Origin of the sequence: Rhizobium sophoriradicis (genome assembly GCF_003939025.1) — a bacterium.
Lineage (GTDB): Bacteria > Pseudomonadota > Alphaproteobacteria > Rhizobiales > Rhizobiaceae > Rhizobium > Rhizobium sophoriradicis.
This window is the reverse complement of record NZ_RQIH01000007.1, coordinates 127,013-153,789: the sequence shown is the minus strand read 5'-3', so window position 1 is coordinate 153,789 and position 26,777 is coordinate 127,013. Positions and strand designations below refer to the sequence as shown.

Below are 26,777 nucleotides of genomic sequence, written 5' to 3'. Positions count from 1 at the left end.
AATGGCTGTGCATCGCAGATTGCATGAAGTTGTTCGGCCGCATCAGCCGTTGTCGTTACGATCGCCACGCTAATTCTCCAAACGCCATTTGAGTGTGACACCACCGCTTGCATTGTGGTCGAGCGCGGGGATGGCCGAGAGGAGACGACGCGTGTAGGGCTCCTTCGGGCTGTCGAAGATCGCGCCGCGATCGCCTTGCTCGACGATGCGGCCCTCCTGCATCACCACCACGCGGTCAGCCACCTGCTCGACCACGCCAAGATCGTGGCTGATGAAAAGGCAGGAAAAGCCGTAGCGTTTCTGCAGATCCGAGAAGAGGTCGAGCACCTGTGCACGGACGGTGACATCGAGGGCTGACACCGGCTCGTCGGCGATCAGGAATTTCGGCCGGCGCGCGATGGCGCGGGCAATGGCGACGCGCTGCCGCTGGCCGCCTGACAATTCATGCGGATAGCGGCTGGCATAGTCTTTCCCCAGGCCCACTTCCTCGAGCGTTTCGAGGGCCCGTCGTCGCTTGCCCTCGCCGTTCAGGTTCGGCACCAGACGCAAGGCCTCTTCGACAAGCGCGAGAATGGTCATGCGCGGATCAAGCGAGGAATAGGGGTCCTGGAACACCATCTGGCAATCCAGCCGGTAGTTCCTCCAATCTTCGTCGCGGGACCGGCCCTGGAATTTGATCGTTCCGCCGCTTTCCTTGACAAGGCCGGCGATCGTGCGGCCGAGCGTCGTCTTGCCCGAACCCGAGCCGCCGACGAGCGCCACCACCTCGCCTTCGTGGATATGGATGCTGACGCCATGCAGGGCCCGCTTTCCCCGCCCCTTTTTCAGGAACGACCGGCGGCCGGGATAATCGACGACGATGTTCTGCGCCGACACCATCGGCGCTTTGCTCTTGTCGATGGCACGCGTTTCACCGCGATAGGGAAGCGAGGAGAGGAGCTTGCATGTGTAGGGATGCTGTGGCGTCGCGAGGAGTTCGTCCGCTCTCCCCTGCTCTACAATCGCCCCCTTCTCCATGACGATGATGCGATCGGTATATCGAGCAACCATCGGCAGATCGTGGCTGATCAGGAGGACGGCCGTCCCTTCCGCAGTCGTCAAATCGACCATCAACTCCATCACGTCGCGCTGGATCACCGCATCCAGCGCCGTGGTCGGCTCGTCGGCGATCAGCAATGCCGGCTTCAGCAGCATGACGGAGGCCAGCATGATGCGCTGGCGCATGCCGCCGGAAAACTCATGCGGGTAGGAAGTGAGGGCGCCTTCAGGGTTGAGAATGCCGACGCGCTTCAGCATGTCGAGGATGCGCGCACGCCGCTCTGCCGGCGCCAGCTTCGTGTGCAACAAAAGCCCCTCCTCCAACTGACGGCCGATGGTCATGGATGGATTGAGGGACGTCATCGGTTCCTGGAATACGACACCAATCTCCAGGCCCCGCATAGCGCGAAGATCGCTGTTGCTCATTGAAAGCACGTCGCGGCCCTTGTAGCGCACCGTTCCGCCAGTCACGCGGACCGCCGCCGGCAGCAGCGATATCAGCGCGCGGGTCGCCAGCGTCTTGCCTGAGCCGCTCTCGCCGACAATGCCGACAATCTCGCCTGGCGCTATGTCGAAGCCGACGTCCTTGACGACGTGCAGGCCGGTCCCTGCAACCTCAAGCGAGAGACCGCAAACGTTCAAAAGCGTGTCGCCGGTCATTTCAGCCCCCTCATACGCGGATCCAGCTTGTCACGAAGGGCATCGCCCAGAAGATTGATGCCGAGCAGCGTCAGCGCGATGCAGAGGCCGGGAAATAGGCCGAGCCACACGGCCTGCTGGATGAAAGGGCGGCCAGCGGCCAGCATGTTGCCCCAGGTGGGCGCCGGTGGCGGCACGCCAAGACCCAGGAAACTCAGAGCGCTTTCCGAGAGAATGGCCCAACCGAACATCGACGTGGCAAGCACGGTGATCGGGGCAAGGCAATTGGGCAGGATGTGGCGGACCATCGTGAAAAGCTCGCTATTGCCCATCACCCTGGAGGCCTCGATGAACTCCCGCTCCCGCAACGACAGAACCGCGCCGCGCACCACCCGCGCCATGGACGGCGTGTAGGCAATGCCGAGTGCGAAGATGATGCCGTATTGATTGGCGCCGAATACAGCCAGCAGACCCAACGCCAGCAGAATGCCGGGGAATGCCAGTAGCGCATTGTTGATCGCCATGATGACGCCATCGACCCAGCCGCGAACATAGCCACTGACAACACCGATCAACGTGCCGAAGAAGGTCGCGAAACCGACGGTCAGCGTCCCGATCCATACACTGGCCCGCGCACCGACCATCAAGCGGCTGAGTACATCGCGCCCGAACTCGTCGGTCCCGAGCAGATGAGCGCCGCCGGGAGCAGCAAGCCTTACTGCAAAGCCGAGTTTCATCGGATCATACGGGGTCCAGAACAGACCAACTGCGGCGGTGATCAGCAGGCTGGCAATCAAAATGCTGCCGATGAGGCCGTTGAAAGTGAACTTTTTCATTCGGCAACTACCCGCGGATCGAAGAAGGGATAGAGGAGATCGACCACCAGATTGACCAGAACATAGGATAGCGCCACGAACAGCAGGCACCCCTGGATGACCGGGTAATCACGGGCAAAAATGCTATCGACCATCAGACGGCCAAGACCCGGAATGGTGAAGACGGTTTCGATCACCGCGATGCCGCCAAGCAGATTGCCGAGGATCAGGCCGATAACCGTCCATGTAGGGCCAAACGCGTTCTTGAAGGCATGGCGCCAGAGGACCGCGCTTTCCGAAAGGCCTTTCGCCCGCGCATGCGTAATGTAATCCAGGCGCAGAACTTCCAATGTCGAAGCACGCGCCATGCGGATCAGAACGCCCATTTCATGGATCACCAGTGTCATGATCGGCAGGACCAGATACAGCATTCCGCCGGCTATGTTGTCGCCGACCGAGACATAACCGAGAACCGGCAACCAGCCGAGCTTCAGGCCGAAAAACAGCAGCAGCAGGAGGCCAAGCCAAAAAGTCGGAATGGAAAGCAGTACTGTTGCCGTGCCCACCAGAGCCAGGTCCGTCAGACTGTTCTGTCTCCACGCCGCGATCACGCCGGCGGGCACTGCGATGACGCTCGCCAGCAATACGGCAATGACGACAATCTCGGCACTGACCATAAAGCGGGAAGCGACAAGCGGTAGCACCGCCTCGCCATTGACAATGGAACGGCCGAAATCACCCTGCAGAACATTCCCGGTCCAGATGACGAATTGCTGAATCATCGATTTGTCGAGCCCAAGCTCGATGCGCATCGCCGCCACCTGGTCAGGCTGTGCCATGTCACCCAGCATCAGGGCGGCGGGATCGCCGGGGATCAGTCGGATAAGTGCGAAAACAGTGACGGCCACAAGGGCGATCGTCGGCAATGCCATCAACAGGCGGTTAAGAATGAAGCGTATCATGTGTTCCCCACGATTGGCGGCAGAGCCTACGCCGCCATCGGTTTCGTTAGGGGAGACTATGACGGAATGAAAAAATCTCCGCAATATTATGCGTAACCGTCATAGGTTTATGCAAAATGATAGGCTGACAGAAACGGTGCGCCTCACAAGTCCTGGCGGAGCAAGGGTCTGATTCATATGTCTTTTTGCGACAGCTGGATCTGCCGTTTCAATGCGTTGCTGAGGGCTTGAGCTGCAATCGACAGTGGAACACCTGCAGCACGTGCAAGCCCGAACTGCTGACGTGCATGCGGAATGAACGGGCGATGCACGACGGGGAGATGGCGATAGAGATTTGCGTAGAAGCTGCTGATAATGGTGACACCGAGGCCGTGGGCGACATAGGAACAAGCAGAACTGTTCGTATGGGTTTCGATCTTGACGATCTGTTTCACGCCTGCCTGTTTGAAGCTCTGATCGAGCGCCATACGATTGGGCCTTTGTCGGCCGATCAGAATCAGCGGTATGTCTCGCAGGTCTTTGGCGGAAATCTCCGCCAGTTCTGCCAGCTGGTGATCTCTCGGGATGACGCAGACGCTTTCCCCGCTCGCCACCTGCTCGACTTCAATGCCGAGGCCGATTTCCCCTTCCATACGCAGGAAGCCGATATCGAGCACACGCTCCTCGACCAGCTTGTTGATGGCGATGGTCGTGTCGAAAAACGTCTCGATCCGGACGCTGGGGAAATCCCGCACGTAATCCACCAGCATGGCCGGCGCGAAGTTCTCCCACATGCTGCTTGGCAGACCGATCCGCACGATTTCCGGCCCCGCAGCGCCGCTGCGAAGATCTTGGGCATGCCCGGACATCCGGTCCACGGCCAAGAGGATATTCTCTGCATCCCGGGCCAGAATGGCCGCCTCGGGGGTAGGGATCAGCCGTCCCTTGTCGCGCACAAAAAGTGCGATGGACAAGTCCGCCTCGAGTTGCTGCAGGAGCCGGCTTACCCCCGACTGGCTGAGGCCCATTGCTTTGGCCGTCGCAATGGTCGATCCGGTGGACATCAGCGTCCGCAAGACCTCGAGCTGTCTGATGTTCATCGTGAAGCATCCTCTGCACCGGCGGCCCAGCGCCAGTCGGCGATGCTTTCCAGAAAGAGGCCTGCGGATTTGGCCAAGGGATATTTCTCACCGCTGACGAGGCAATAGGTCACCGGCACTTCCGGCGCCAATGGCACGAAACGCAGCGGCAGGGCCGCGTATTCGCGCGCGATGATGTCGCCCACCAGGGCGATCCCCAAACCATTGGCAGCCAGCGCACATGCACTGGCCACCGAATGTGCCTCGAGCAGCGGGCGCTGGCGTAGGCCGCCCTGATAGAAAAGTGCCTCCAGCTCGTGCCGAACAGGCCGCTCGCGGTTGAGGACGATGAGGTCCTGCCCTTTAAGGTCCGATATTGTCAGAGCGCTCTGTTTTGCCAATGGATGATCGGCATGAAGAGCGCAGACGATGCGGGAGAAGAGCTGTTTCTCCTGCCGCAGTCCGGGCGTCGCCAGCGGCAGGCGAGCGAAGCCGATATCGGCCTCTCCATCCGCCACCATCCTCTCGATCGCCAGATAGCTGCCGGAAGCGAGCTCCACGCGCACCGGACCATGGGCGCCGAAGAAGGCCTTGATCATGTGGGGAAGCACGGTGGATGACAGGCTGGCCGGGAAGGCAAGGCGCAGCAGCATCTCGCGTGAACGACCGCTTTCCAACTCCACCGCCGCCGTTTTCAGCTCCCGCAACCGATCCGAAATAGCGCGGATATCCGGCCCGAGCTGCCGGCCTTCACGGGTCGGAGACAACCGGTTCTTGTCACGTTCGAACAGACGGACGCCGAGATAGTCTTCAAGCTGCTGCAGCAGCCGGCTGGCATTGGATTGTGAAATGCCGAGTTCCAGGGCGGCGGCGATCGTCGATCCCGTTGCCGCGATCGCGTCATAGGCCTCGATATGCTTGAGGCTGATCCCTGCGCTGACTGCCCTAACCATGTGATGACTTTCCTCGGTAGCCTTATTCGAGAACTGCATAAGATTGCAGCGCTGTCAAAAGCAGAACAATTTCCAGTCTCGACCGAAGACCATGGAAAGAGTTTCGTCAATGACCACCGTTCTGCAGCGCATCGCGGCCCAGCTTTCATCCCGAAAGCATTTCTCTGAAACTTCCATTGAACGGGCAATCGATGCCGTCGCCGATACTTTTGGCTGCATGATCGCCGGCGCTGGAGATCCGGCCGTCACCGGCGTAACCACGGCTTTCGCAAGCGAAATCGCAGGCGGAGGAACCGCCTGGCTCGTGGCCGGCGGCGGCGCGCCCACCTCCATTGCCGCGCTCGTCAATGGAACTGCAGCGCATGCACTGGATTTCGACGACAATTTCCATCCTGCCCGCGCCCATGCATCCGCGGTCCTCGTCCCTGCATTGCTGGCCACGGTTACAGCAGGTCGCCCGGTAAGCGGCGGCGCTTTTCTCGGAGCATATCTTGCAGGCCTGGACGCGCAGGCCGCCGTGGGTTTCGGCGTCAATCCCTCGCATTACAACAGGGGCTGGCATGGAACGGCGACGGTCGGCGCAATCGGCGCCGCTGCGGGCGTGGCTGAGTTGCTGGGCGCAGGCGAGGAGGAGACGGCGCAGGCGATGAGCCTTGCAGCGTCGCTCGCCTGCGGCCCCAAAGGTCAGTTCGGTACTCTGGCCAAGCCGCTTCATGCAGGCATTGCAGCCCGAAATGCGGTTGAGGCGGCGCGGCTCGCCATCGCTGGCATCAGAGGCCGGCTCGACATCCTGGAAAGGCCGCAGGGATTTCTGGATCTTTTTGGCGGAGACGACCCGCGGGCATGGACCGATCTGCGACCGGAGCCGGACCATATCATCGAAAGACGCGGCTTGGTCACCAAGCGACATCCATGCTGCGCATCGACCCACCGGGCAATCGATGCGCTGCTCGAGCTTAAACGAGACTATGGACTGACGGCGGACGACATCGTGTCGATCGACACCAAGGTCGGCGTCTCCGCCTTTCGCAACCTCGCCTATGCGGAGCCCGCAGACGAGATGCAGGCCCGCTTCTCGATGCAATACTGTCTGGCGACAGCCTTCCTGAAAGGATCCGTCAGCCTTGGCGATTTCACGCGTTCTGCCGTTTCGCGAGCGAATGTGAGGATGCTGGCAAAACGCATAACGATGGAATCCTATTCAGCCGACGAAGAAAGAGGAAATGAGCGGTTGCCGCATATTGTGACCGTGCGGCTGTCGGACGGGACGACGCTGCACCGACAACGTCTCCATGCAAAGGGTTCAGTGCAAGACCCGCTGAGCGCGCAGGAGCGCCGCGAAAAATTTGAAGACTGCCTGAAATGGGGAAATCGTCAACCGGGCTGCGATCTCTACGCGCGGCTCAGGAGATTGACTGAGGCCGCAGACCTGTGGACCGAGCTTGATATGGCGAACCACAGCCGGAAAGCTGAATTGCTTGCGGGACCACAGGCCATTTAACCCCTGTCAACCCTGGCTTTTCGAAAGAACACGCCTTCCTTCACTGCGCCCGCAGGACCTCGTTCCAGTGCGCGATCAGCCGCGCTCTCTTCACCTGGTCGAGATAGACCATCAACCCGGGGCTGACAGGCACTGGCCGAAGTTGCGCGCCGAGCAGCTCCTGCAGCGTATTGGCGGTGTTCTCGCCGGCCACCTCGGGGCTGACAGCGGGGATCTGCAGCTCGCGCGCCATGATCGTCTGGCCCTCCTTCGACATGAAAAAGGCAAGGTAGCGACGCCCGAGCTCCGGCTCGGCGGCCGCCTGCGGCACCAGCCCGATCCGCGACATCACCACCGTATAGTCCTTTGGCAGCACGATCCCGACATCGGGATGCCGCGAAGCCCAGTCGGCGGCGTAGGAGCCGAGGATATTGTAGCCGAGCACGAAGCGCCCGTCGGCGATGCGTTCGAGGATCGCCGAGCTCGTCGAGTAAAGCTTGACGCCGGCCGCGCCCATCGCGCCGATCACCGACCAGATGTCGCCGAACTGCTCCTGGTCGCGGGCCATGAACAGAAAGCCGACACCGGACCGCTCGATATCGTAGGTGCTGATCCGGCCATAGACCGCATTGCCCTTGCGCTTCAGATAATCGACGAATTCCGCCCGCGAGCTTGGCACCGGCTCATGCGCGAAGCTCGGCTTGTGATAGACGAAGACCGCCGGCTCGAAGGTCAGCGCATAGGCGGTGTTGCGCCAATTCGCCCATTTCGGCCATGCGGCGCTCATAGGCAGATTGCTGACCTGCGCATAGCCGTCATTCGAAAGCTTCACCTGCAGGTCCATCGCCGAGGAGAAAGCAAAATCCGCAGTCTTCTTGCCGGCATCCGTCTCCCCGACGATCCGGTCATAGATTTCGCCGGTCAGCATATCCTCGTATCTGACGGCGACATCGGGATTGGCCTCCTGAAAACCCCGGATCATTGGCTGCGCCAGCGGCTCGTCGAGCGAGGAATAGACGGTCAGCACCGGCGCCTCGGCCTTGCCCGATTTCGCCGGATAGAAGGCCTGATCAGCCAGGGCAAAACCCGGCCAGAACGCCAGCAGTAAGATGAAAATACTCCGCATGCCGCAACAATGCCCGAGCGTGCGGATGGGAGCAAGGGCGCGCCGGAGCGGGACCCTCGATCAGGCCGGGCGCAACTCGATCACTAATGGTTTTCGATGCCAACCGGCAAGCTTTCACCAAGCCGTATATTTCGTTTCCGCCGACGCGCACCCTTGTTCACCACAAAGGATTAGCAATCGAGGCCATCCTTCACCCTTTTAGAGTATTGATGAAGATTGGCGACGATATAGGGTGCGCTACCGCGTCAAACCGTCGAAACCGCCCGAATTTCTATTTCGGGGGACGACTCTGCGCGACAAAAACTCTATAAAAAGCTGGGTTATTCTGGGAAGATCCATGGGAGGGGTCATGGAACGACGACTGAGCGCTATTCTCGCTGCGGATGTCGTCGGCTACAGCCGACTGATGGGCGTCGATGAGTCAGGCACGCTGCAGGCGCTGAACCGCCATCGCTGCGAGCTGGTCGATATCAGGATTTCGGACTACAAGGGCCGGATCGTCAAACTCACCGGCGACGGCATCCTTGCCGAGTTCCAGAGCGTGGTGAATGCGGTCGCCTGCGCCGCCGAAATCCAGCGCAGCATGTCGACCCGCAACGAGAACGTTCCTAAGGATGAGCGCGTCGAATTCCGTATCGGAATCAATCTCGGCGACGTTGTCGTCGAAAACGGCGACATCTTCGGCGACGGCGTCAATCTTGCCGCCAGACTCGAGCGTATCGCCGCGCCCGGCGGCATCGCCGTGTCGGCTTCGGTGCGCGATCAGGTCGGCTCGCGCCTCAATCTTGGCTTCGAATTTATCGGCGAACACATGCTCAAGAACATCCGGCAGCCCGTGCAGGTCTATACCGTCACCCTCACGCCGCCCTCTTCCGCCAGGCTCACCGCGCAGAACCGCAATACCTGCTTCATCGCGGTGTTGCCTTTCACCAATATGAGCGGCGACGCCGACCAGGATTATTTCTCCGATGGCATCACCGAAGACATCATCACCGATCTCTCCAAGATTTCCAGCCTGCACGTCGTGCCGCGCAATACGATCTTTACCTACAAGGGCATATCGGTGAAGTTGAAGCGGCTCGCCCAGGAACTCGGCGTGCGCTATGTGCTCGAAGGCAGTGTGCGCATCTTCGACAAGCGCGTGCGCATCTCTGGCCAGCTGATCGATACCGCCAACGGCGATCATCTCTGGGCCGAGCGCTACGACCGCGACCTCACCGACATCTTCGCCATCCAGGACGAGATCACCCATGCGATCGTCGGCCAGTTGAAGGTGCGCCTGCTGCCGGAAGAAAAGAAGGCGATCGCCAACGAGCCGACGGCCAATGTCGAGGCCTATACCTATTATCTCCGGGGCCGCCAGCTTTCCCACACCTGGACGAAATCCTATCTGCAGCTCGCCAGGCGCATGTTCTGCAAGGCAGTCGAGCTCGATCCGGATTATGCCCGCGCCTATGCCGGCATCGCCGATTGCGACGCCGCGATCCGCGACTGGGCGCCGGACGATGTGCCGCTGGGACGCATCCTCGAGATGAGCGCCCGCGCGCTCGCGCTCGATCCGGATCTTCCGGAGGCCCATGCCTCGCACGGCTTGGCCCTGCATCAGAGCGGCTACGACGATCGGGCTGCGGCGGCTTTCGAACGAGCCCTGACACTCGACCCGAACCTCTTCGAGGCGAATTTCCATTATGCCCGGTTCTTCTTCATGCACGGAAACTTTGCCGAATCCGTTCAATATTTCACCCGCGCCGCCGAAATCCGCCCTGACGACTATGTCTCGCCGATCCATCTGATGGCCGCCTACCATTCGCTCGGCCGCGGGGTGGACAGGGAAAACTGGGCGCGCCTCGGCTTGCTGCGCGCCGAACGTGCGCTCAATCTCAATCCGGAAAATTCCGGCCCCGCCCATCGCGGCGCGCTGGCGCTTGCCCATCTCGGCGATGTCAAACGTGCACGCGACTGGGCGGCGCGGGCGATCGCCATCGATCCCGACGATATTGTCGCCCAGTATAATCTCGCCTGCGTCTATTCCGTCCTCGGCGATGTCGACCAGGCGATCGACCTTTTGGAAAAGCTGCTGCCGCACAGCTCCGTCTACCATATCAAATGGTTCAACAATGATTCCGACCTCGACAACATCCGCGACGACCCGCGCTTCCAGAAGCTGCTCGCCGCCGCGATGACTCAGCGCGAGGAGATGGAGCGGGCGGGCAGCTGAGATCGGTCTCATCCGGCCCGTTCACCAATCTTCAAAATCGCTGTGACAACCCGTCTTCACCCCTGTAACGTCGCTTGAAAAACAGGGGAACATCCGTGCGCATCCTGCTCACTGAAGACAATATCGCGCTGGCCGACGGGCTCTCGGCGATCTTGCGCGGCACAGGCCATGCCGTCGATGTCGTCCATGACGGGGCCTCCGCCAATGCCGTCATCGCCGCGGAAAATTTCGATCTTGTCATTCTCGACCTCAATCTGCCCGAGATGGACGGGCTCGACGTGCTGCGCGCCATGCGCGCCCGGCAGAATCAGGCAGCCGTGCTGATCCTGACGGCGCGCGGCACACCGGAAGAACGGGTGAAGGGTCTCGATCTCGGCGCCGACGATTATTTGATCAAACCGTTCGATATTGCCGAATTCGAGGCCCGCGTACGGGTGCTGCTGCGCCGCCAGGCCGGGCTGCGTTCGGCAACGGTCAGCTTCGGCGGTATTTCTTTCGACCTCAATTCCCGCACCTTTTCATCAGGCGACACCCCTCTTGATATTCCCGCCCGAGAACTTGGCCTGCTCGAAATCCTGTTCATGCGGGCCGGCAAGGTCGTCGCCAAGGAGGCGATCATTCAGTCGCTGACGGCCTTCGATGATGACATTTCCGCAAACGCCATCGAACAATATGTCAGCCGGCTGAGAAAGCGCCTCTCGCCGCACGGCCTGACGGTCAAGACTGCCCGCGGCATCGGCTATTATCTCGACAAGCTGCCCGAGGCTTCATGAAATCCGCCTATTCTCTCAGGCGCCGGCTGCTCTTCTGGCTGCTCGTCTCCACGGCCGTCATCGGCATGCTGGCGCTTGCCGACACCTATCGCGAGGCTGTGCAGACTTCGAACATCGTCTCCGACCGTGTTCTCGCCGGCTCGGCGCTCGCTATCGCCGAACGCGTCGTCGTCGCCGAAGACGGCACGCTGCAGGTCGATATCCCTTATGTGGCGCTCGAAATGCTGACCTCGGCCGCGCAGGACCGTGTCTTCTACCGCGTCGACGGCCCACCGGGCCAATTCATCACCGGCTACCAGGCTCTGCCGGTCCTGCAGAAGACGCCGAGCGGTGCGGCCGCCTTCGCCGACGACACTTTTCGCGGCGAGCCGATCCGCATCGCCACGCTCGAACGTTCCGCCTCGACCGGCATCCGCTCGGTGCCCTTCGTCGTAACGGTCGCCGAAACCACGATCGCCCGCCGGCAGTTGACCCAGGCGATCCTCGTGCGCTCGGCATTGCGCCTCGCCGTCATGATCGCCGGAGCGGCGGTCATCGTCTGGATCTCGGTGACGATGGCGCTCCGTCCGCTCTACAAGCTCGGCGACGCGATCGGCGAGCGCAATCCCGACGATTTGCATCCGATCGAACAGACCGTTCCGAGCGAGGTCGAGCCGCTGGTCGATACGGTCAATTCCTTCATGGTCCGCCTGCAGTCGGCGCTCGATGCCCTGCGCAATTTCACCGGCAATGCCAGCCATCAGCTGCGCACGCCGCTGGCGATCATTCGCACCCAGCTTGCGCTTTCGGTCCGTGCCGGCTCGCTCGGTGAAGCCCAGGCGGCGGCGCTGAAGGGCGATCAGGCCGTCGCGCATGCCGAACGCATTCTTGCCCAGCTTCTGCTGATGGCGAAGATCGACGCAGCCACCGCCAAGGAGGCGCTGACCGCCTCCGCCATCGATCTCGCCGCCATCGCCCAGGAAATCACCGGCGAACAGATCCCGGCCGCTGCCGTCGCCGGCATCGATCTCGGCTTCGAGGGCGAGAGCCCGGCAATGATCCGCGCCGAGCCGCTGTTGATCGGCGAAATGCTGCGCAATCTTGCCGGCAATGCCATCGCCTATGCCGGAAAGGGGGCTGAAGTCACCGTCCGCGTCATCGCCGCCGCCGAGACGATCCGCCTCGAAGTCGAGGACAACGGCCCCGGTATTCCGCGCGAGAAGCTGGAGGCGGTGCGCCGCCGTTTTTCCCGCGGCAATGATTCCGCCGCGCCCGGCGCCGGCCTCGGCCTTCCCATCGTCGAGGAAATCGCCAATCTTTTCAATGCCGTCCTGATTTTGGAGCCCGGACCAAGCGGCAGCGGGCTGAAGGTGGCCGTCACCTTTGCCAAGGCGCCGTAAAAGCCATCGCCACGCCGGCCATTGCACCTTGCTTTCTTTCGCTGCATTGCACAGACTGGTTTTGGGAACAGCAAGCCGCACGACGATGCGCGCCGGATAAAAAGAGAAATATGTCGATCAAAGCCAGCATCTACCACCTGACGCATTACATCTATGACAAGCCGGTCCGCCTCGGCCCCCAGATTATACGGTTGAAACCGGCCTCGCATTCGAAGACACGGGTGCTCAGCCACTCGCTGAAGGTCACGCCTTCCAACCATTTCGTCAATCTGCAGCAGGATCCCTACGGCAATTATCTCGCCCGCTACGTCTTTCCCGATCCGGTGACGGAGTTCAAGATCGAGGTCGATCTCGTCGCCGACATGACGGTCTACAACCCGTTCGACTTCTTCGTCGAAGAGGAAGCGACCAAGTGGCCCTTCGATTATCCTGAAACGATCCGCGAGGATCTGTCGATCTACATGACGCCCGAGCCAGCCGGCCCGCGCCTGAAGGCGTTGCTGCCGACGCTCGATTGGTCGCCGGGCCAGGCGACGATCGATATGGTCGTCGGTTTGAACGCCCGCCTGCAGCGCCAGATCGGCTATGTCATCCGCATGGAAGCCGGCGTGCAGACGCCGGAGGAGACGCTGGAAAGCGCCAAAGGCTCCTGCCGTGACACCAGCTGGCTGCTCGTCCAGATCCTTCGCCATCTCGGCCTTGCCGCCCGCTTCGTCTCCGGTTACCTCATCCAGCTGACCCCGGATCTGAAGGCGCTCGACGGCCCCTCCGGCACCGAAGTCGATTTCACCGATCTGCATGCCTGGGCGGAAGTTTATCTACCGGGCGCGGGCTGGGTCGGCCTCGACCCGACCTCCGGCCTCCTGACCGGCGAAAGCCACATCCCGCTGGCCGCCACGCCGCATTACCGCAATGCCGCGCCGATCTCCGGCGGTTACTTCGGCGAGGCCGGCACCGAATTCGCTTTCGACATGAAGGTCTCGCGCGTCGCCGAACACCCGCGCATCACCAAGCCCTTCTCCGATGAAAGCTGGGACGAGCTCAACGAGCTCGGCGAGAAGGTCGACCACGTCCTCGAAGCAGAGGACGTACACCTGACGATGGGCGGCGAGCCGACCTTCGTCTCGATCGACGATTTCCAGTCGGCCGAATGGAATACCGACGCTGTCGGCCCGACCAAGCGTGAAAAGGCCGACAGCCTGATCCGCCGGCTGCAGGAGCGCTTCGCCCCCGGTGGCTTCCTGCATTACGGCCAGGGAAAATGGTATCCGGGCGAAAGCCTGCCGCGCTGGACCTTCTCGCTCTACTGGCGCCGCGATGGCAAGCCGATCTGGCAGAACCTCGATCTGGTCGCCGCCGAAGGCAAGGATACCGGTGTTGCGGCCGAAGATGCCGAACAGCTGCTGACGGCGATTGCAAGAGAACTGGCGATCAAGCCCGACATGGTGCAGCCGGCCTTTGAGGATCCGGCCGACTGGATCATCAAGGAAGGCAATCTTCCCGAAAACGTCGATCCGACAAATTCGAAGCTGAAGGATCCCGAGGAACGCAACCGCATCGCCCGGGTCTTCGATCGTGGCCTCACCGTCCCCACAGGCTACATCCTTCCGGTCCAGGCATGGAACGCCAGGGCCGCTGAAAGCCGGGTCTGGGTCAGCGAGAAATGGCGCACCCGCCGCGGCAAAATCTTCCTTGTGCCGGGCGACAGCCCGATCGGCTACCGCCTGCCGCTCGGCGCTCTGCCCTATGTCCCCCCGGCACGCTATCCCTATATCCATCCCGCCGATCCGACGATCCCGCGCGAGCCGCTGCCCGACGTTTTCGTACCGGCCGGCCGCGCCATGCCGGAAGCCTCCTTCCAGGCCGGCGAGAGTAATCGCAGCCGGATCGAACAGACGCTTGAGATCGGCGGCGCGGTGCGCACCGCCATGTCGGTCGAGCCGCGCGACGGCAGGCTCTGCGTCTTCATGCCACCGGTCGAGCGCATCGAGGATTATCTCGAGCTGATCGCCGCGGCCGAAAACGCCGCCGCCGAACTCAAGCTCCCCGTCCATATTGAAGGTTATCCGCCACCGCAGGACGAGCGCATCAACGTCATCCGCGTCGCTCCCGATCCCGGCGTCATCGAGGTCAACATTCATCCGGCCTCGAACTGGAGGGAATGCGTCGACATCACCACGGCGGTCTACGAAGAGGCGCGCGCCACCCGGCTCGGCGCCGACAAGTTCATGATCGACGGCCGCCACACCGGCACCGGCGGCGGCAACCATGTCGTCGTCGGAGCAGCCAATCCGAACAACAGCCCCTTCCTGCGCCGTCCGGATCTGTTGAAGAGCGTCGTCCTCCACTGGCAGCGCCACCCCTCGCTCTCCTACCTCTTCTCAGGCATGTTCATTGGCCCGACCAGCCAGGCGCCGCGCATCGACGAAGCGCGCCACGACACCCTCTACGAGCTGGAGATCGCCATGGCGCAGATCGCGGCTCCCGGCCGTGGCCAGCCGCCGCTGCCCTGGCTCGTCGACCGGCTGTTCCGCAATCTGTTGACCGATGTCACCGGCAACACTCACCGCGCCGAGATCTGCATCGACAAGCTGTTTTCGCCCGACGGCCCGACCGGCAGGCTCGGCCTCATCGAGTTCCGCGGCTTCGAGATGCCGCCGAATGCACGCATGTCGCTTGCCCAGCAATTGCTGGTGCGCGCGCTGATCGCCCGCTTTTGGGTCAACCCGGTCGACGGCAAATTCGTTCGCTGGGGCACGACCCTGCACGACCGTTTCATGCTGCCGCATTTCGTCTGGGCCGATTTCCTCGACGTGCTCGCCGACCTTCGCGAAAACGGCTTCGACCTCAGCCCGGAATGGTTCAAGGCCCAGCTCGAATTCCGCTTCCCCTTCTGCGGCGAAGTCGAATACGAGGGCTCGAAGCTGGAACTGCGCCAGGCGCTCGAGCCTTGGCATGTCATGGGCGAGGAAGGCGCGGTCGGCGGCACCGTCCGCTATGTCGACTCCTCCGTCGAGCGCCTGCAGGTGCGGTTCGAGACCAGCAATACGAGCCGCTACACCGTGACTTGCAACGGCCGCACCCTGCCGCTGACGCCGACCGGCACGTCAGGCGTGTCGGTCGCTGGCGTCCGCTACAAGGCATGGCAGCCGGCTTCGGGTCTGCATCCAGTCCTGCCGGTCAACACGCCTTTGACTTTTGACATTTATGATACATGGTCGAAGCGTTCGATCGGCGGCTGCATCTATCATGTTGCCCATCCGGGCGGCCGGACCTATGACACCTTCCCGGTCAACGGCAACGAGGCGGAAGCAAGGCGGCTCGCCCGCTTCGAACCGTGGGGACATACGGCAGGCGGTTATATCCCGCGCGCCGAGACGGGTTCGCTTGAATTCCCGCTGACGCTGGATCTGCGGCGGCCCGTCGGAATTTGAGCCGGGGTTGGGATGTGAGTTTTGATGGGTAAAAGGCCTGCAGCGGAGCGCAGGGGCGAGGCAGAGGATCGCATCGGCAAGCATGCGGCCTTCGACTATGCGCCGCTTCCCGGCACTGCCGACGAGATGGTCGACAACAATGGCGTCGTCCGCCCCGTCTGGCAGCGTTTCCTCTCGCATCTCGGCGCAATGCCGGAAAAGGATCTCACCGAACGTTTCGCTCGCGCCGACCGCTATCTCAGGGATGCCGGCGTCTTCTACCGCGCCTATGGCAGCAAGGGCACCGGCGAGCGCGCCTGGCCGATCTCGCATATCCCGGTGCTGATCGATGAGCGCGAATGGCAGGCGCTGTCGGCGGGCCTCGTCCAGCGCGCCGATTTGTTGGAAGCGATCGTCGCCGATATCTATGGCGACAACCGGCTGGTGAAGGAAGGCGTCCTGCCGCCGGCGCTGATCGCCGCCAATCCCGAATTCCAGCGCCCGCTCTCCGGCATCAGACCGGCATCCGGCCACTATCTGCATTTCTGCGCTTTCGAGATCGGCCGCGGCCCTGACGGTAACTGGTGGGTTCTCGCCGACAGGACGCAGGCGCCGTCGGGCGCCGGTTTCGCGCTGGAAAGCCGCGTCGCCACCACCCGTGCCTTCTCGGATATCTACGCCGAAACCCCGGTCCACCGCCTCGCCTCCTTCTTCGGCGCCTTCCGAGATGCACTGCAGGGCATGAAACATTCCGGCGACGACCGCATCGCTGTGCTGACACCGGGCCCGGCCAACGAGACCTATTACGAACACGCTTACATCGCCCGTTATCTCGGCTTCATGCTGCTCGAGGGCGAGGATCTGACCGTGGTCAAAGGCCGCGTCATGGTGCGCACCGTCGCCGGCCTGAAGCCGATCGGCGTGCTCTGGCGCCGTCTCGATTCCGCCTTCGCCGACCCGCTGGAATTAAACCAGAATTCGCATATCGGCACACCCGGCCTCGTCGAAGCCTTGCGCACCGAAAGCGTCACCATCGTCAATGCGCTCGGCACCGGCATTCTCGAAACCCGGGCGCTTCTGGCCTTCATGCCGATCATCTGCCGCCGTCTGCTGGGGCAGGATCTGCGGCTGCCCTCGATTGCGACCTGGTGGTGCGGCCAGGAGGAAGAACGCGAGCACGTCGCCAAGAATATCGAGAAGATGGTGATCGGCCCGGCCTATTCCCGGGCGCCCTTCTTCGACGACGACGGCGAATCCGTGCTCGGCTCGTCGCTGCGGGCGACCGCCAGGGATTCCATCACCGACTGGCTGAGTTCGGACGGCCCCAAGCTTGTGGGACAGGAGGTCGTCACACTCTCGACGACGCCCGCCTGGGTGGACGGCAAGCTGGTGCCGCGGCCGATGTCGCTGCGCGTCTTCGCTGCCCGCACCGCCAATGGCTGGCAAATCATGCCCGGCGGTTTTGCCCGCATCGGCTCCGGTGCCGATGTCGCGGCTATTGCCATGCAGTCTGGCGGCGCAGCCGCCGATGTCTGGATTGTCAGCGACAAGCCCGTCGAGCGTCACACGCTGCTGCCGGCCGAAGGCAGCTTCACCCGCAACATGCCGGGCAGCCTTCCGAGCCGGGCAGCCGACAACCTGTTCTGGCTCGGCCGCTACATCGAACGCGCCGAAGGGGCGTTGCGCATCTTGCGCGCCTGGCACTCGCGTTATGCCGAGGTCGCCGATCCGAGCCAGCCGCTGCTCGCTGATGTCTCCGCCTATCTCGCCGCCGTCGATATCGATACTGCCGAGGCAGTGCCGGAAACGCTGTTGCGCAACATCGACAGCGCGGTTTATTCGGCAAGCAACATTCGCGACCGTTTCTCGCCGGATGGCTGGCTGGCGCTCAACGATCTCGCCAAGACGGCCCGCCGTTTCCGCGTCACCGTCACTGCCGGCGACGACGCCAGCCACGCGATGACCATTCTTCTGCGCAAGCTCGCCGGTTTTGCCGGCCTCGTGCACGAGAACATGTACCGCTTCATGGGCTGGCGCTTCCTCTCGCTCGGCCGCTATATCGAGCGCGGCCTGCACATGACCCGCCTGCTCGGCCACATGTCCGGCCCGGAAGCGCCCGACGGCGCGCTCGACATGCTGCTCGAGATCGGCGACAGCGTCATGACCCACCGCCGTCGCTACAACGTCAATACGGCGCGTCTCACCGTCACCGACCTCTTGGCGCTCGATCCGCTCAATCCGCGCTCGGTGCTCTTCCAGGTGAACGAGATCCACCACGAGGTCGAGCAATTGCCGAATGCCCTGATCAACGGCCAGATGTCACCCTTCTACCGCGAGGCGATGCGGCTTCATTCCGGCCTGGCTGTGATGACGCCCGAGGGCATGGGAACCGAGGTCTATCAGCGGCTCGAACGCGAATTGGAGCAGCTTTCCGATCTGCTCGCCCAGACCTATCTCGGGTGACGGCAGTGCTTTACGACCTCTCGCTCCGCATGGGTTACAGCTACGACGTGCCGGCCTCCGGCGCTCGCCACATCATGCGCCTGATGCCGCTGTCGCTGACCAACCGGCAGCGCTTGGTCGCCGGCTCGATCACGATTTCGCCGACGCCGGACGAGCAGTCGCATTTCGTCGATTTCTTTCAGCACCCCGCCACCGCCTTCATGCTGCGCGCGCCGCACGAGGCGCTCGACATTCGCATGCAGGCCCGCGTGCAGGTCGAAAGCCAACCGATCGCCGCCGATTTCTCACCGCTGCTTGCCGATCTGCCAGAGGAGATAGCAGGCATCTGGTCGCTGGCGCCGGATTCGCCGCACCACTTTCTCGGCGAAAGCCCTCGCCTGACGCAAACGCGCGACATCGCCGACTATGCGCGAAGCTGCGCCAAGCCCGATCTGACGGCCATGCAGATCGCTCATGCGCTCTGCACCCGCATCAACAAGGATTTCACCTACGATCCCGACGCGACGACGGTCGACACGACGCCGCTCGAGGCTTTCAAGCTGAAGCGCGGCGTCTGCCAGGATTTTACCCACGTCATGATCCTGGCGCTGCGAAGTCTCGGCATTCCGGCCGGTTACGTCTCCGGTTTCCTGCGCACCATTCCGCCGCCCGGCAAGGAACGGCTGGAAGGGGCCGATGCCATGCATGCCTGGGTCAGGATCTGGTGCGGCGAGACGATCGGCTGGATCGAGCTCGACCCGACCAACGACATATCAGCCGGCACCGACCACATCGTCGTCGCCTATGGCCGCGATTATTCCGACGTCGTCCCCGTTATCGGCGTGTTGAAAAGCTATGGCGGCCAGCGCGCCGTCCAGGCGGTCGACGTGATCCCGCTGAAATAAGCCAATCCCAAAACTGGAAAAAACCGCCGATTCGTTAAAATTCTATTGACGCCGTAAGGACGGCATAAAGAACCAGCATGCGTTAATCACCTGACAGGGTTTCCAGTTGGGTGAACATGATGAGCACCTTCTTTTTGCATCCCTGCCTGCGTCGCATGTTCAGCGATCGAGGCGGTAATTTCGGTATCATGACGGCGATTTTGGCGCCGGTTCTTCTCGGTGCCGCCGGCATGGCGGTCCACGTCGGCGATATGCTGCTCTCCAAACAGCAACTGCAGGAAGCCGCCGATTCGGCGGCGCTTGCGACCGCCACCGCACTGGCGAATGGCAAGATCCAGACCTCTGAGGCCGAGGCCTACGCGCGGAATTTCGTCGCCGGGCAAATGGCGAATTATCTGCAAAGCGGCGTCGATATCAAGGGCGGGACGAGCGTCAATGTGCAGACAAGCACATCGGGCAAATCGACATCCTACCAGGTGACGGTTTCCCCGAGTTACGACCTGTCGGTCAATCCGCTGATGCAGGCGGTCGGCTTCAAGACGCAGCATCTCTCGACCTCCGGCACGACGGTCGGCGGCCACTCACAGACCCAAGGCTCGATCTCCATGTTCCTCGCACTCGATAAATCGGGGTCAATGGGAGAGAGTACTGCCACAGTCAATGAGGACGATCCGACGGAAACGTTCACCTACGACTGCAACCTCCACTACAACAGCAAGAATAATAAGTGGGTTTATGACAAATGCACCGGTAGCCGCACAAATTACTACACCAAGATAGAGGCGCTTAAGATCGCCGCGGGCAATCTCTTCAGCCAGTTGAACAGCGCCGATCCCAACGCCCAATACGTCCGCACCGGCGCCGTGTCCTATGATATCAACCAATACACTCCGAGCAATCTCGCCTGGGGAATTACCGGTGTAACCAGCTATGTCAACGCACTTCAGGCGAATGGCGGCACGAATTCAAGCGGTGCAATGAACACGGCTTACACGTCGTTGATCGCTAAGAATGCCGCAGGGAATGACGCCGAAGACTCCGCCCACAAGCTGAAGACCGGCCAGATACCCAAGAAGTACATCGTCTTCATGACGGATGGCGACAATAACAACGACAGCAGCGGCGGCCGTTCATATGACACGCTGACCAAGGCGACATGCGACACCGCCAAGTCCAAGGGCATCGAGATCTATACGATCGCCTTCATGGCACCCGCCGGCGGACAGGCGTTGCTGCATTATTGCGCCTCCGATGACTCCCACTATTTCCAGGCGGAAAAAATGGAGGACCTTCTCGCTGCGTTCAAAGCGATCGGAGCGAAGGCCTCTTCGCAGCTGACACGTCTGACGAACTGATCGAACGCTCAATAACAACCAACGAAAAGCCGCGCCGGAACAAACCGGAGCGGCTTTTCGTTATCGCTATCCCATCCATCTGGTCGGGAAAAGAGTTTGAAATCAATTGCCTCAAACCCGTGAATTTGAAGGTTTCGCAAATTTTTCGTTTGCCCAAATCCTTTGTTGCAAGTGCTTCCTAACGATGCATAAACTGTGGCCAGCGCAAGCGACAAATCGATTAAATCAGGCATAACACCCTGAAACCAAATTAAAATTGGCGAGATCAGACCATGAATACCGTTTCCAAGCCGGTTATCCCTTCTCCCGCTCCCCGCAGTTCAAGGCCGGAAATTCTCGCTGAAGAAATCATCGAACGTCTGACCTACCGCATCGGCAAGGACGCCAAGGTGGCAAAGCCGCATGACTGGCTCACGGCGACGATCCTGGTGGTGCGCGACCGCATCATCGACAAGTGGATGGCCTCCACCCGCGAGGTCTATGCGACGGGCGCCAAGCGCGTTTATTATCTATCTCTCGAATTCCTGATCGGCCGCCTGATGCGCGATGCCATCTCGAACCTCGGCCTGATGGAAGAGGTGCGCGATGCGCTCGCCTCGCTCGGCGTCGATGTCAATGTCATTGCCGGCCTCGAGCCGGATGCCGCTCTCGGCAATGGCGGCCTCGGGCGTCTCGCCGCCTGTTTCATGGAGAGCATGGCGACGGTCAACGTCCCGGCCTATGGCTACGGTATCCGCTATGTCCATGGCCTCTTTCGCCAGCAGCTGGCCGATGGTTGGCAGGTAGAACTGCCTGAAAACTGGCTTGCCCACGGCAACCCGTGGGAGTTCGAGCGCCGCGAGAGCTCTTATGAAATCGGCTTTGGCGGTTCCGTCGAATTCATCACCACCCATGACGACCAGCCGCGCTACGTCTGGAAGCCGGCCGAGCGCGTTATCGCCGCAGCCTTCGACACGCCGGCGGTCGGCTGGCGCGGCAAACGCGTCAACACGCTGCGCCTGTGGTCGGCGCAGCCGATCGATCCGATCCTGCTCGATGCCTTCAACGCCGGCGACCACATCGGCGCGCTGCGCGAAAGCAACAAGGCCGAAAGCCTGACCCGGGTTCTCTATCCGGCCGACGCGACGCCAGCCGGTCAGGAATTGCGCCTGCGTCAGGAATTTTTCTTCTCCTCCGCTTCGCTGCAAGACATCCTGCGCCGCCACCTGCAGCAATATGATGATTTCACCTCGCTGCCGGATAAGGTGGCAATCCAGCTGAACGACACCCATCCGGCCGTCTCCGTCGCCGAACTCGTGCGTCTGCTCTGCGACGTGCACGGCATGGATTTCGAACAGGCCTGGGAGATCACCCGCCACACTTTCTCCTATACCAATCACACGCTTCTGCCCGAAGCGCTGGAAAGCTGGCCGGTGCCGCTGTTCGAGCGCCTGCTGCCGCGCCATATGCAAATCGTTTATGCGATCAACGCCAAGATCCTGCTTGATGTGCGCAAGACCAAGAACTTTTCCGACAGCGAAATCCGCTCGATCTCGCTGATCGAGGAAAGCGGCGAACGGCGCGTGCGCATGGGCAATCTCGCATTCATCGGCTCCCATTCTATCAACGGCGTCTCGGCGCTGCACACCGATCTGATGAAGGTCACGGTCTTTGCCGACCTGCACAAGCTCTATCCCGACCGCATCAACAACAAGACCAACGGCATCACGCCGCGCCGCTGGCTGCAGCAGTGCAATCCCGGCCTCACCGGCCTGATCCGCGAGGCAATCGGCGACGAGTTCCTCGATGATGCCGAAAAGCTGCGCCCGCTCGAGGCGCATGCTTCCGATCCGGGCTTTCAGCAGAAGTTCGCAGCGATAAAGCGGGCCAACAAGGTGGCGCTCTCCAATCTCGTCGCCAGCCGCATGGGCGTAAAGCTCGATCCGTCGGCCATGTTCGACATCCAGATCAAGCGCATCCACGAATATAAGCGCCAACTTCTGAACATCATCGAAGCCGTCGCGCTCTATGACCAGATCCGCTCGCATCCTGAAATGGACTGGGTGCCGCGCGTCAAACTCTTCGCCGGCAAGGCGGCGCCAAGCTACTACAACGCCAAGCTCATCATCAAGCTGATCAACGACGTCGCCCGCACCATCAACAACGATCCATCGGTGCGCGGCCTACTTAAGGTCGTCTTCGTGCCGAACTACAACGTCTCGCTCGCCGAGGTCATGGTTCCGGCCGCCGATCTCTCCGAGCAGATCTCGACCGCCGGCATGGAGGCATCCGGCACCGGCAACATGAAGTTCGGCCTCAACGGGGCGCTGACGATCGGCACGCTCGACGGCGCCAATGTCGAGATGCGCGACAATGTCGGCGAAGACAACATCGTCATCTTCGGCCTCAGGGCCGACGAGGTCGCCAAGGTCCGCAGCGACGGCCACAATCCCCGCGCCATCATCGAGGGCTCTCGCGAACTTTCGCAGGCGCTTGCCGCCATCGGCTCCGGCGTCTTCTCGCCCGACGACCGCAACCGCTACGCGGCGCTGATCGACGGCATCTATTCGCACGACTGGTTCATGGTCGCCGCCGATTTCGACGCCTATGCCCAGGCTCAGCGCGACGTCGACCAGATCTGGATCAATCAGTCCGCCTGGTACACCAAGACGATCAACAATACGGCGCGGATGGGCTGGTTCTCTTCCGACCGCACGATCAGGCAATATGCAGACGAAATCTGGAGAGCTGGATGAAAACGCCGAAAACACTCCCTGAAGTAAAGCTTTCCTGGGAAATTTCGGCAGATGAAATCAAGGCGATCCTGGCCGGCTCGCATTCCAATCCCTTTGCCGTTCTAGGCGTGCACCAGGCCGGCGACGCCTTGGTCGCCCGCTGCTTCATCCCGGGCGCCGAAGACGTGACCGCCATGACGCTCGACGGCGGCGTCATCGGCGAACTGAAGCAGCTGCATGCTGACGGCTTCTTCGCCGGCCCGGTCTCATTGACCAGGCTGCAGCCGGTGCGCTACCGCGCCCGGCGCGGCGATGCCGAATGGGCCGTCACCGACCCCTACAGCTTCGGGCCGGTGCTCGGGCCGATGGACGATTATTTCGCCCGCGAAGGCTCGCACCTGCGTCTGTTCGACAAGATGGGCGCCCACCTCATTCGCCACGACGGCGCCCAAGGCATACACTTCGCCGTCTGGGCCCCGAATGCGCAGCGCGTCTCGGTCGTTGGCGATTTCAACAATTGGGACGGTCGCCAGCACGTCATGCGGCTGCGCGCCGACAGCGGCATCTGGGAGATCTTTGCCCCTGATGTGCCGATCGGCGTCGCCTACAAATTCGAGATCCGCGGCCATGACGGCGTCTTGCTGCCGCTGAAAGCCGATCCGTTCGCCCGGCGTAGCGAGCTGAGGCCGAAGACCGCCTCGGTCGCCGCCGCCGAACTGGAGCAGGTTTGGGAGGACGAGGCCCATCTGAAGCATTGGCGCGAGACCGACAAGCGCCGCCAGCCGATCTCGATCTATGAAGTGCATGCCGCCTCCTGGCAGCGCCGGCAGGACGGCACCATGCTTTCCTGGGACGAGCTCGCCTCGAGCCTCATTCCCTATTGCGTCGACATGGGCTTCACCCATATCGAATTCCTGCCGATCACCGAGCATCCCTACGATCCCTCCTGGGGCTACCAGACGACCGGCCTCTACGCACCGACCGCCCGCTTCGGCGAGCCGGAGGGTTTTGCCCGTTTCGTCAACGGCTGCCACAAGGTCGGCATCGGCGTCATCCTCGACTGGGTGCCGGCGCATTTCCCGACCGACGAGCATGGCCTCGGCTGGTTCGACGGCACGGCGCTCTACGAGCACGAAGACCCGCGCAAGGGCTTCCATCCCGACTGGAACACGGCAATCTATAATTTCGGCCGCACCGAGGTCGTTTCCTATCTCGTCAACAACGCCCTCTATTGGGCCGAGAAGTTCCATCTCGACGGCCTGCGCGTCGATGCCGTCGCGTCGATGCTCTATCTCGATTATTCCCGCAAACACGGCGAATGGATCCCGAACGAATATGGCGGCAACGAGAACCTCGAAGCTGTCCGCTTTCTGCAGGACCTCAATATCCGCATCTATGGCCAGCATCCCAATGTCATGACCATCGCCGAGGAATCGACCTCATGGCCGAAGGTCTCGCAGCCCGTCCACGAAGGCGGCCTCGGCTTCGGCTTCAAGTGGAACATGGGCTTCATGCACGACACGCTGAGCTACATGAAACGCGATCCGGTACACCGCCGGCACCATCACAACGAGCTCACCTTCGGCCTGCTCTATGCCTATTCGGAAAATTTCGTCCTGCCGCTATCGCATGACGAGGTCGTCCATGGAAAAGGCTCGCTGATTGCCAAGATGCCGGGTGACGATTGGCAGAAATTCGCCAATCTGCGCGCTTATTACGCCTATATGTGGGGCTATCCCGGCAAAAAGCTGTTGTTCATGGGGCAGGAATTCGCCCAGTGGAGCGAATGGAGCGAGGCGAAGTCGCTCGACTGGAACCTGTTGCAATACCGTATGCATGAAGGCATGCGCCGTCTGGTGCGTGATCTGAATTTCACCTACCGCAGCAAGCCGGCGCTGCATGAGCGTGACTGCGAGGGCGACGGCTTCGAATGGCTGGTCGCCGACGACCGCGAGAATTCCGTCTTCGCCTGGTTGCGCAAGGCGCCGGGCCAGAAGCCGGTCGCCGTCATAACCAACTTCACGCCCGTCTATCGCGAGAATTATTCCATCCGCCTGCCCCTGGCGGGCCGCTGGCGGGAGATTCTGAATACCGATGCCGATATCTACGGCGGCAGCGGCAAGGGCAATGGCGGGCGCGTGCAGGCCGTCGATGCCGGCGGCAACATCACCTGCTCGATTACGCTGCCGCCTTTGGCAACGATCATGCTTGAACCTGAAAATTAAGACTGGTGGGAGGAGAAAATGGTAGAAAAGCGTATTCAGCCACTTGCCCGCGATGCAATGGCCTATGTTCTGGCGGGCGGCAGGGGGAGCCGTCTCAAGGAACTCACCGACCGGCGTGCCAAGCCCGCCGTCTATTTCGGCGGCAAGGCCCGCATCATCGATTTCGCCCTGTCTAATGCCCTGAATTCAGGCATCCGCCGCATCGGCGTCGCGACGCAATATAAGGCGCATTCGCTGATCCGCCATATGCAACGCGGCTGGAACTTCTTCCGCCCGGAGCGCAATGAGAGTTTCGACATCCTGCCGGCCAGCCAGCGCGTTTCGGAAACGCAATGGTATGAAGGCACCGCCGACGCCGTCTATCAGAACATCGACATCATCGAGGATTACGGTGTCGAATACATGGTCATTCTGGCGGGCGACCACGTCTACAAGATGGACTATGAGTGGATGCTGCAGCAGCACGTCGATTCCGGCGCCGACGTCACCATCGGCTGCCTGGAAGTGCCGCGCATGGAAGCGGTGGGCTTCGGCGTCATGCATGTCAACGAAAAGGACGAGATCATCGCCTTCGTCGAGAAGCCGGCCGATCCGCCGCCCATTCCCGACAAGCCGGATTTCGCTCTCGCCTCGATGGGCATCTATGTCTTCCACACCAAGTTCCTGCTCGATGCGCTGCGCCGCGACGCCGCCGACCCGAATTCGAGCCGCGATTTCGGTAAGGACATCATCCCCTATATTGTCCAGCACGGGAAGGCGGTCGCTCACCGCTTCGCCAAGTCCTGCGTCCGCTCCGATTTCGAGCATGAACCCTATTGGCGCGACGTCGGCACGATCGATGCCTATTGGCAGGCCAATATCGACCTGACGGCGATCGTGCCGGAGCTCGATATCTACGACAAGTCCTGGCCGATCTGGACCTATGCCGAGATCACCCCGCCGGCAAAATTCGTCCATGACGACGAGGATCGCCGCGGCTCGGCCACGTCTTCCGTCGTGTCGGGCGACTGCATCATCTCCGGCGCCAGCCTCAACAAGAGCTTGCTCTTCACCGGTGTCAGGGCCAACTCCTTCTCCAAGCTGGAAGGGGCGGTCATCCTGCCGAATGTGAAGATCGGACGCCGCGCGCAGCTCAAGAATGTGGTGATCGACCACGGCGTCGTCATTCCGGAAGGTCTTGTTGTCGGCGAGGATGCCGAACTCGACGCCAAACGCTTCCGGCGGACGGAAAGCGGCATTTGCCTGATCACGCAACCGATGATCGACAAGCTGGATATCTGAC

17 protein-coding genes are annotated in these 26,777 nt (G+C 61.6%); 11 read left to right on the top strand and 6 right to left on the bottom strand.

All coding sequences use genetic code 11. The features are described from left to right. Positions 1-69: 69 nt before the first annotated feature. The 5 genes from EFR00_RS13485 to EFR00_RS13465 form a co-directional block, all read right to left on the bottom strand. A complete protein-coding gene (locus EFR00_RS13485) occupies positions 70-1,698 on the bottom strand; it encodes an ABC transporter ATP-binding protein (RefSeq protein ID WP_077990678.1) in 1,629 nt (542 codons plus the stop codon). Then, on the bottom strand, positions 1,695-2,513 hold the full coding sequence (locus tag EFR00_RS13480; RefSeq protein ID WP_077990679.1) for an ABC transporter permease: 819 nt from the start codon (positions 2,511-2,513) through the stop codon (positions 1,695-1,697). The genes EFR00_RS13485 and EFR00_RS13480 overlap by 4 nt, the downstream gene beginning before the upstream one ends. Further along, entirely contained in the window at positions 2,510-3,454 is a 945-nt protein-coding gene (locus EFR00_RS13475) for an ABC transporter permease (protein ID WP_009995199.1), read from the bottom strand. The genes EFR00_RS13480 and EFR00_RS13475 overlap by 4 nt, the downstream gene beginning before the upstream one ends. Before the next feature lie 173 nt (positions 3,455-3,627). Then, complete coding sequence (locus EFR00_RS13470; RefSeq protein ID WP_077990680.1) at positions 3,628-4,533, bottom strand: LysR family transcriptional regulator; 906 nt, start codon at positions 4,531-4,533, stop codon at positions 3,628-3,630. Further along, on the bottom strand, positions 4,530-5,465 hold the full coding sequence (locus tag EFR00_RS13465; protein WP_077990681.1) for a LysR family transcriptional regulator: 936 nt from the start codon (positions 5,463-5,465) through the stop codon (positions 4,530-4,532). Before EFR00_RS13465 ends, EFR00_RS13470 begins: the two co-directional genes overlap by 4 nt. Before the next feature lie 109 nt (positions 5,466-5,574). On the opposite strand from EFR00_RS13465, the gene EFR00_RS13460 reads away from it, so the two are divergent. Further along, the gene (locus EFR00_RS13460) at positions 5,575-6,966 is read left to right on the top strand and encodes an MmgE/PrpD family protein (RefSeq protein WP_009994636.1); all 1,392 of its coding nucleotides are present in this window, start codon (positions 5,575-5,577) and stop codon (positions 6,964-6,966) included. Positions 6,967-7,006: 40 nt separating this feature from the next. Here EFR00_RS13460 and EFR00_RS13455 read toward each other — a convergent pair whose 3' ends face one another. Next, a complete protein-coding gene (locus EFR00_RS13455) occupies positions 7,007-8,071 on the bottom strand; it encodes an ABC transporter substrate-binding protein (protein WP_038691285.1) in 1,065 nt (354 codons plus the stop codon). A 349-nt stretch (positions 8,072-8,420) separates the two neighbouring features. On the opposite strand from EFR00_RS13455, the gene EFR00_RS13450 reads away from it, so the two are divergent. The 10 genes from EFR00_RS13450 to glgC all read left to right on the top strand — a co-directional run bounded on the left by EFR00_RS13450 (position 8,421) and on the right by glgC (position 26,776). Continuing rightward, positions 8,421-10,289, top strand: a complete 1,869-nt coding sequence (locus EFR00_RS13450) for an adenylate/guanylate cyclase domain-containing protein (protein WP_077990683.1) — start codon at positions 8,421-8,423, stop codon at positions 10,287-10,289. 95 nt (positions 10,290-10,384) lie between these two features. Continuing rightward, positions 10,385-11,062, top strand: coding sequence for a response regulator (locus tag EFR00_RS13445; RefSeq protein ID WP_038691288.1), 678 nt, complete (start codon positions 10,385-10,387; stop codon positions 11,060-11,062). Next, complete coding sequence (locus EFR00_RS13440; protein ID WP_077990684.1) at positions 11,059-12,441, top strand: sensor histidine kinase; 1,383 nt, start codon at positions 11,059-11,061, stop codon at positions 12,439-12,441. The genes EFR00_RS13445 and EFR00_RS13440 overlap by 4 nt, the downstream gene beginning before the upstream one ends. 110 nt (positions 12,442-12,551) lie before the next feature. Then, positions 12,552-15,875, top strand: a complete 3,324-nt coding sequence (locus tag EFR00_RS13435; protein ID WP_077990685.1) for a transglutaminase family protein — start codon at positions 12,552-12,554, stop codon at positions 15,873-15,875. Positions 15,876-15,899: 24 nt separating this feature from the next. After that, positions 15,900-18,317, top strand: a complete 2,418-nt coding sequence (locus tag EFR00_RS13430; protein WP_077990686.1) for a circularly permuted type 2 ATP-grasp protein — start codon at positions 15,900-15,902, stop codon at positions 18,315-18,317. Further along, positions 18,314-19,201 carry a transglutaminase family protein gene (locus EFR00_RS13425; RefSeq protein ID WP_077990692.1) on the top strand — a complete coding sequence of 296 codons (888 nt, stop codon included), beginning with the start codon at positions 18,314-18,316 and terminating at the stop codon, positions 19,199-19,201. Before EFR00_RS13430 ends, EFR00_RS13425 begins: the two co-directional genes overlap by 4 nt. 119 nt (positions 19,202-19,320) lie before the next feature. Next, a complete protein-coding gene (locus tag EFR00_RS13420) occupies positions 19,321-20,556 on the top strand; it encodes a pilus assembly protein (RefSeq protein WP_077990693.1) in 1,236 nt (411 codons plus the stop codon). Between the two features lie 272 nt (positions 20,557-20,828). After that, positions 20,829-23,291, top strand: a complete 2,463-nt coding sequence (locus EFR00_RS13415) for a glycogen/starch/alpha-glucan phosphorylase (RefSeq protein WP_077990694.1) — start codon at positions 20,829-20,831, stop codon at positions 23,289-23,291. Beyond that, a complete protein-coding gene (gene glgB / locus EFR00_RS13410) occupies positions 23,288-25,495 on the top strand; it encodes a 1,4-alpha-glucan branching protein GlgB (protein WP_077990695.1) in 2,208 nt (735 codons plus the stop codon). Before EFR00_RS13415 ends, glgB begins: the two co-directional genes overlap by 4 nt. An 18-nt stretch (positions 25,496-25,513) precedes the next feature. Further along, positions 25,514-26,776, top strand: coding sequence for a glucose-1-phosphate adenylyltransferase (gene glgC / locus EFR00_RS13405; RefSeq protein ID WP_077990696.1), 1,263 nt, complete (start codon positions 25,514-25,516; stop codon positions 26,774-26,776). Position 26,777: the final 1 nt, after the last annotated feature.

Coding starts and splice junctions, on each gene's coding strand:
- EFR00_RS13460 (WP_009994636.1), top strand. CDS start 5,575: ATGACCACCGTTCTGCAGCGCATCGCGGCCCAGCTTTCATCCCGAAAG.
- EFR00_RS13435 (WP_077990685.1), top strand. CDS start 12,552: ATGTCGATCAAAGCCAGCATCTACCACCTGACGCATTACATCTATGAC.
- EFR00_RS13485 (WP_077990678.1), bottom strand. CDS start 1,698: ATGACCGGCGACACGCTTTTGAACGTTTGCGGTCTCTCGCTTGAGGTT.
- EFR00_RS13465 (WP_077990681.1), bottom strand. CDS start 5,465: ATGGTTAGGGCAGTCAGCGCAGGGATCAGCCTCAAGCATATCGAGGCC.
- EFR00_RS13480 (WP_077990679.1), bottom strand. CDS start 2,513: ATGAAAAAGTTCACTTTCAACGGCCTCATCGGCAGCATTTTGATTGCC.
- EFR00_RS13450 (WP_077990683.1), top strand. CDS start 8,421: ATGGAACGACGACTGAGCGCTATTCTCGCTGCGGATGTCGTCGGCTAC.
- EFR00_RS13430 (WP_077990686.1), top strand. CDS start 15,900: ATGGGTAAAAGGCCTGCAGCGGAGCGCAGGGGCGAGGCAGAGGATCGC.
- EFR00_RS13475 (WP_009995199.1), bottom strand. CDS start 3,454: ATGATACGCTTCATTCTTAACCGCCTGTTGATGGCATTGCCGACGATC.
- glgB (WP_077990695.1), top strand. CDS start 23,288: ATGAAAACGCCGAAAACACTCCCTGAAGTAAAGCTTTCCTGGGAAATT.
- EFR00_RS13420 (WP_077990693.1), top strand. CDS start 19,321: ATGAGCACCTTCTTTTTGCATCCCTGCCTGCGTCGCATGTTCAGCGAT.
- EFR00_RS13415 (WP_077990694.1), top strand. CDS start 20,829: ATGAATACCGTTTCCAAGCCGGTTATCCCTTCTCCCGCTCCCCGCAGT.
- EFR00_RS13455 (WP_038691285.1), bottom strand. CDS start 8,071: ATGCGGAGTATTTTCATCTTACTGCTGGCGTTCTGGCCGGGTTTTGCC.
- EFR00_RS13440 (WP_077990684.1), top strand. CDS start 11,059: ATGAAATCCGCCTATTCTCTCAGGCGCCGGCTGCTCTTCTGGCTGCTC.
- glgC (WP_077990696.1), top strand. CDS start 25,514: ATGGTAGAAAAGCGTATTCAGCCACTTGCCCGCGATGCAATGGCCTAT.
- EFR00_RS13470 (WP_077990680.1), bottom strand. CDS start 4,533: ATGAACATCAGACAGCTCGAGGTCTTGCGGACGCTGATGTCCACCGGA.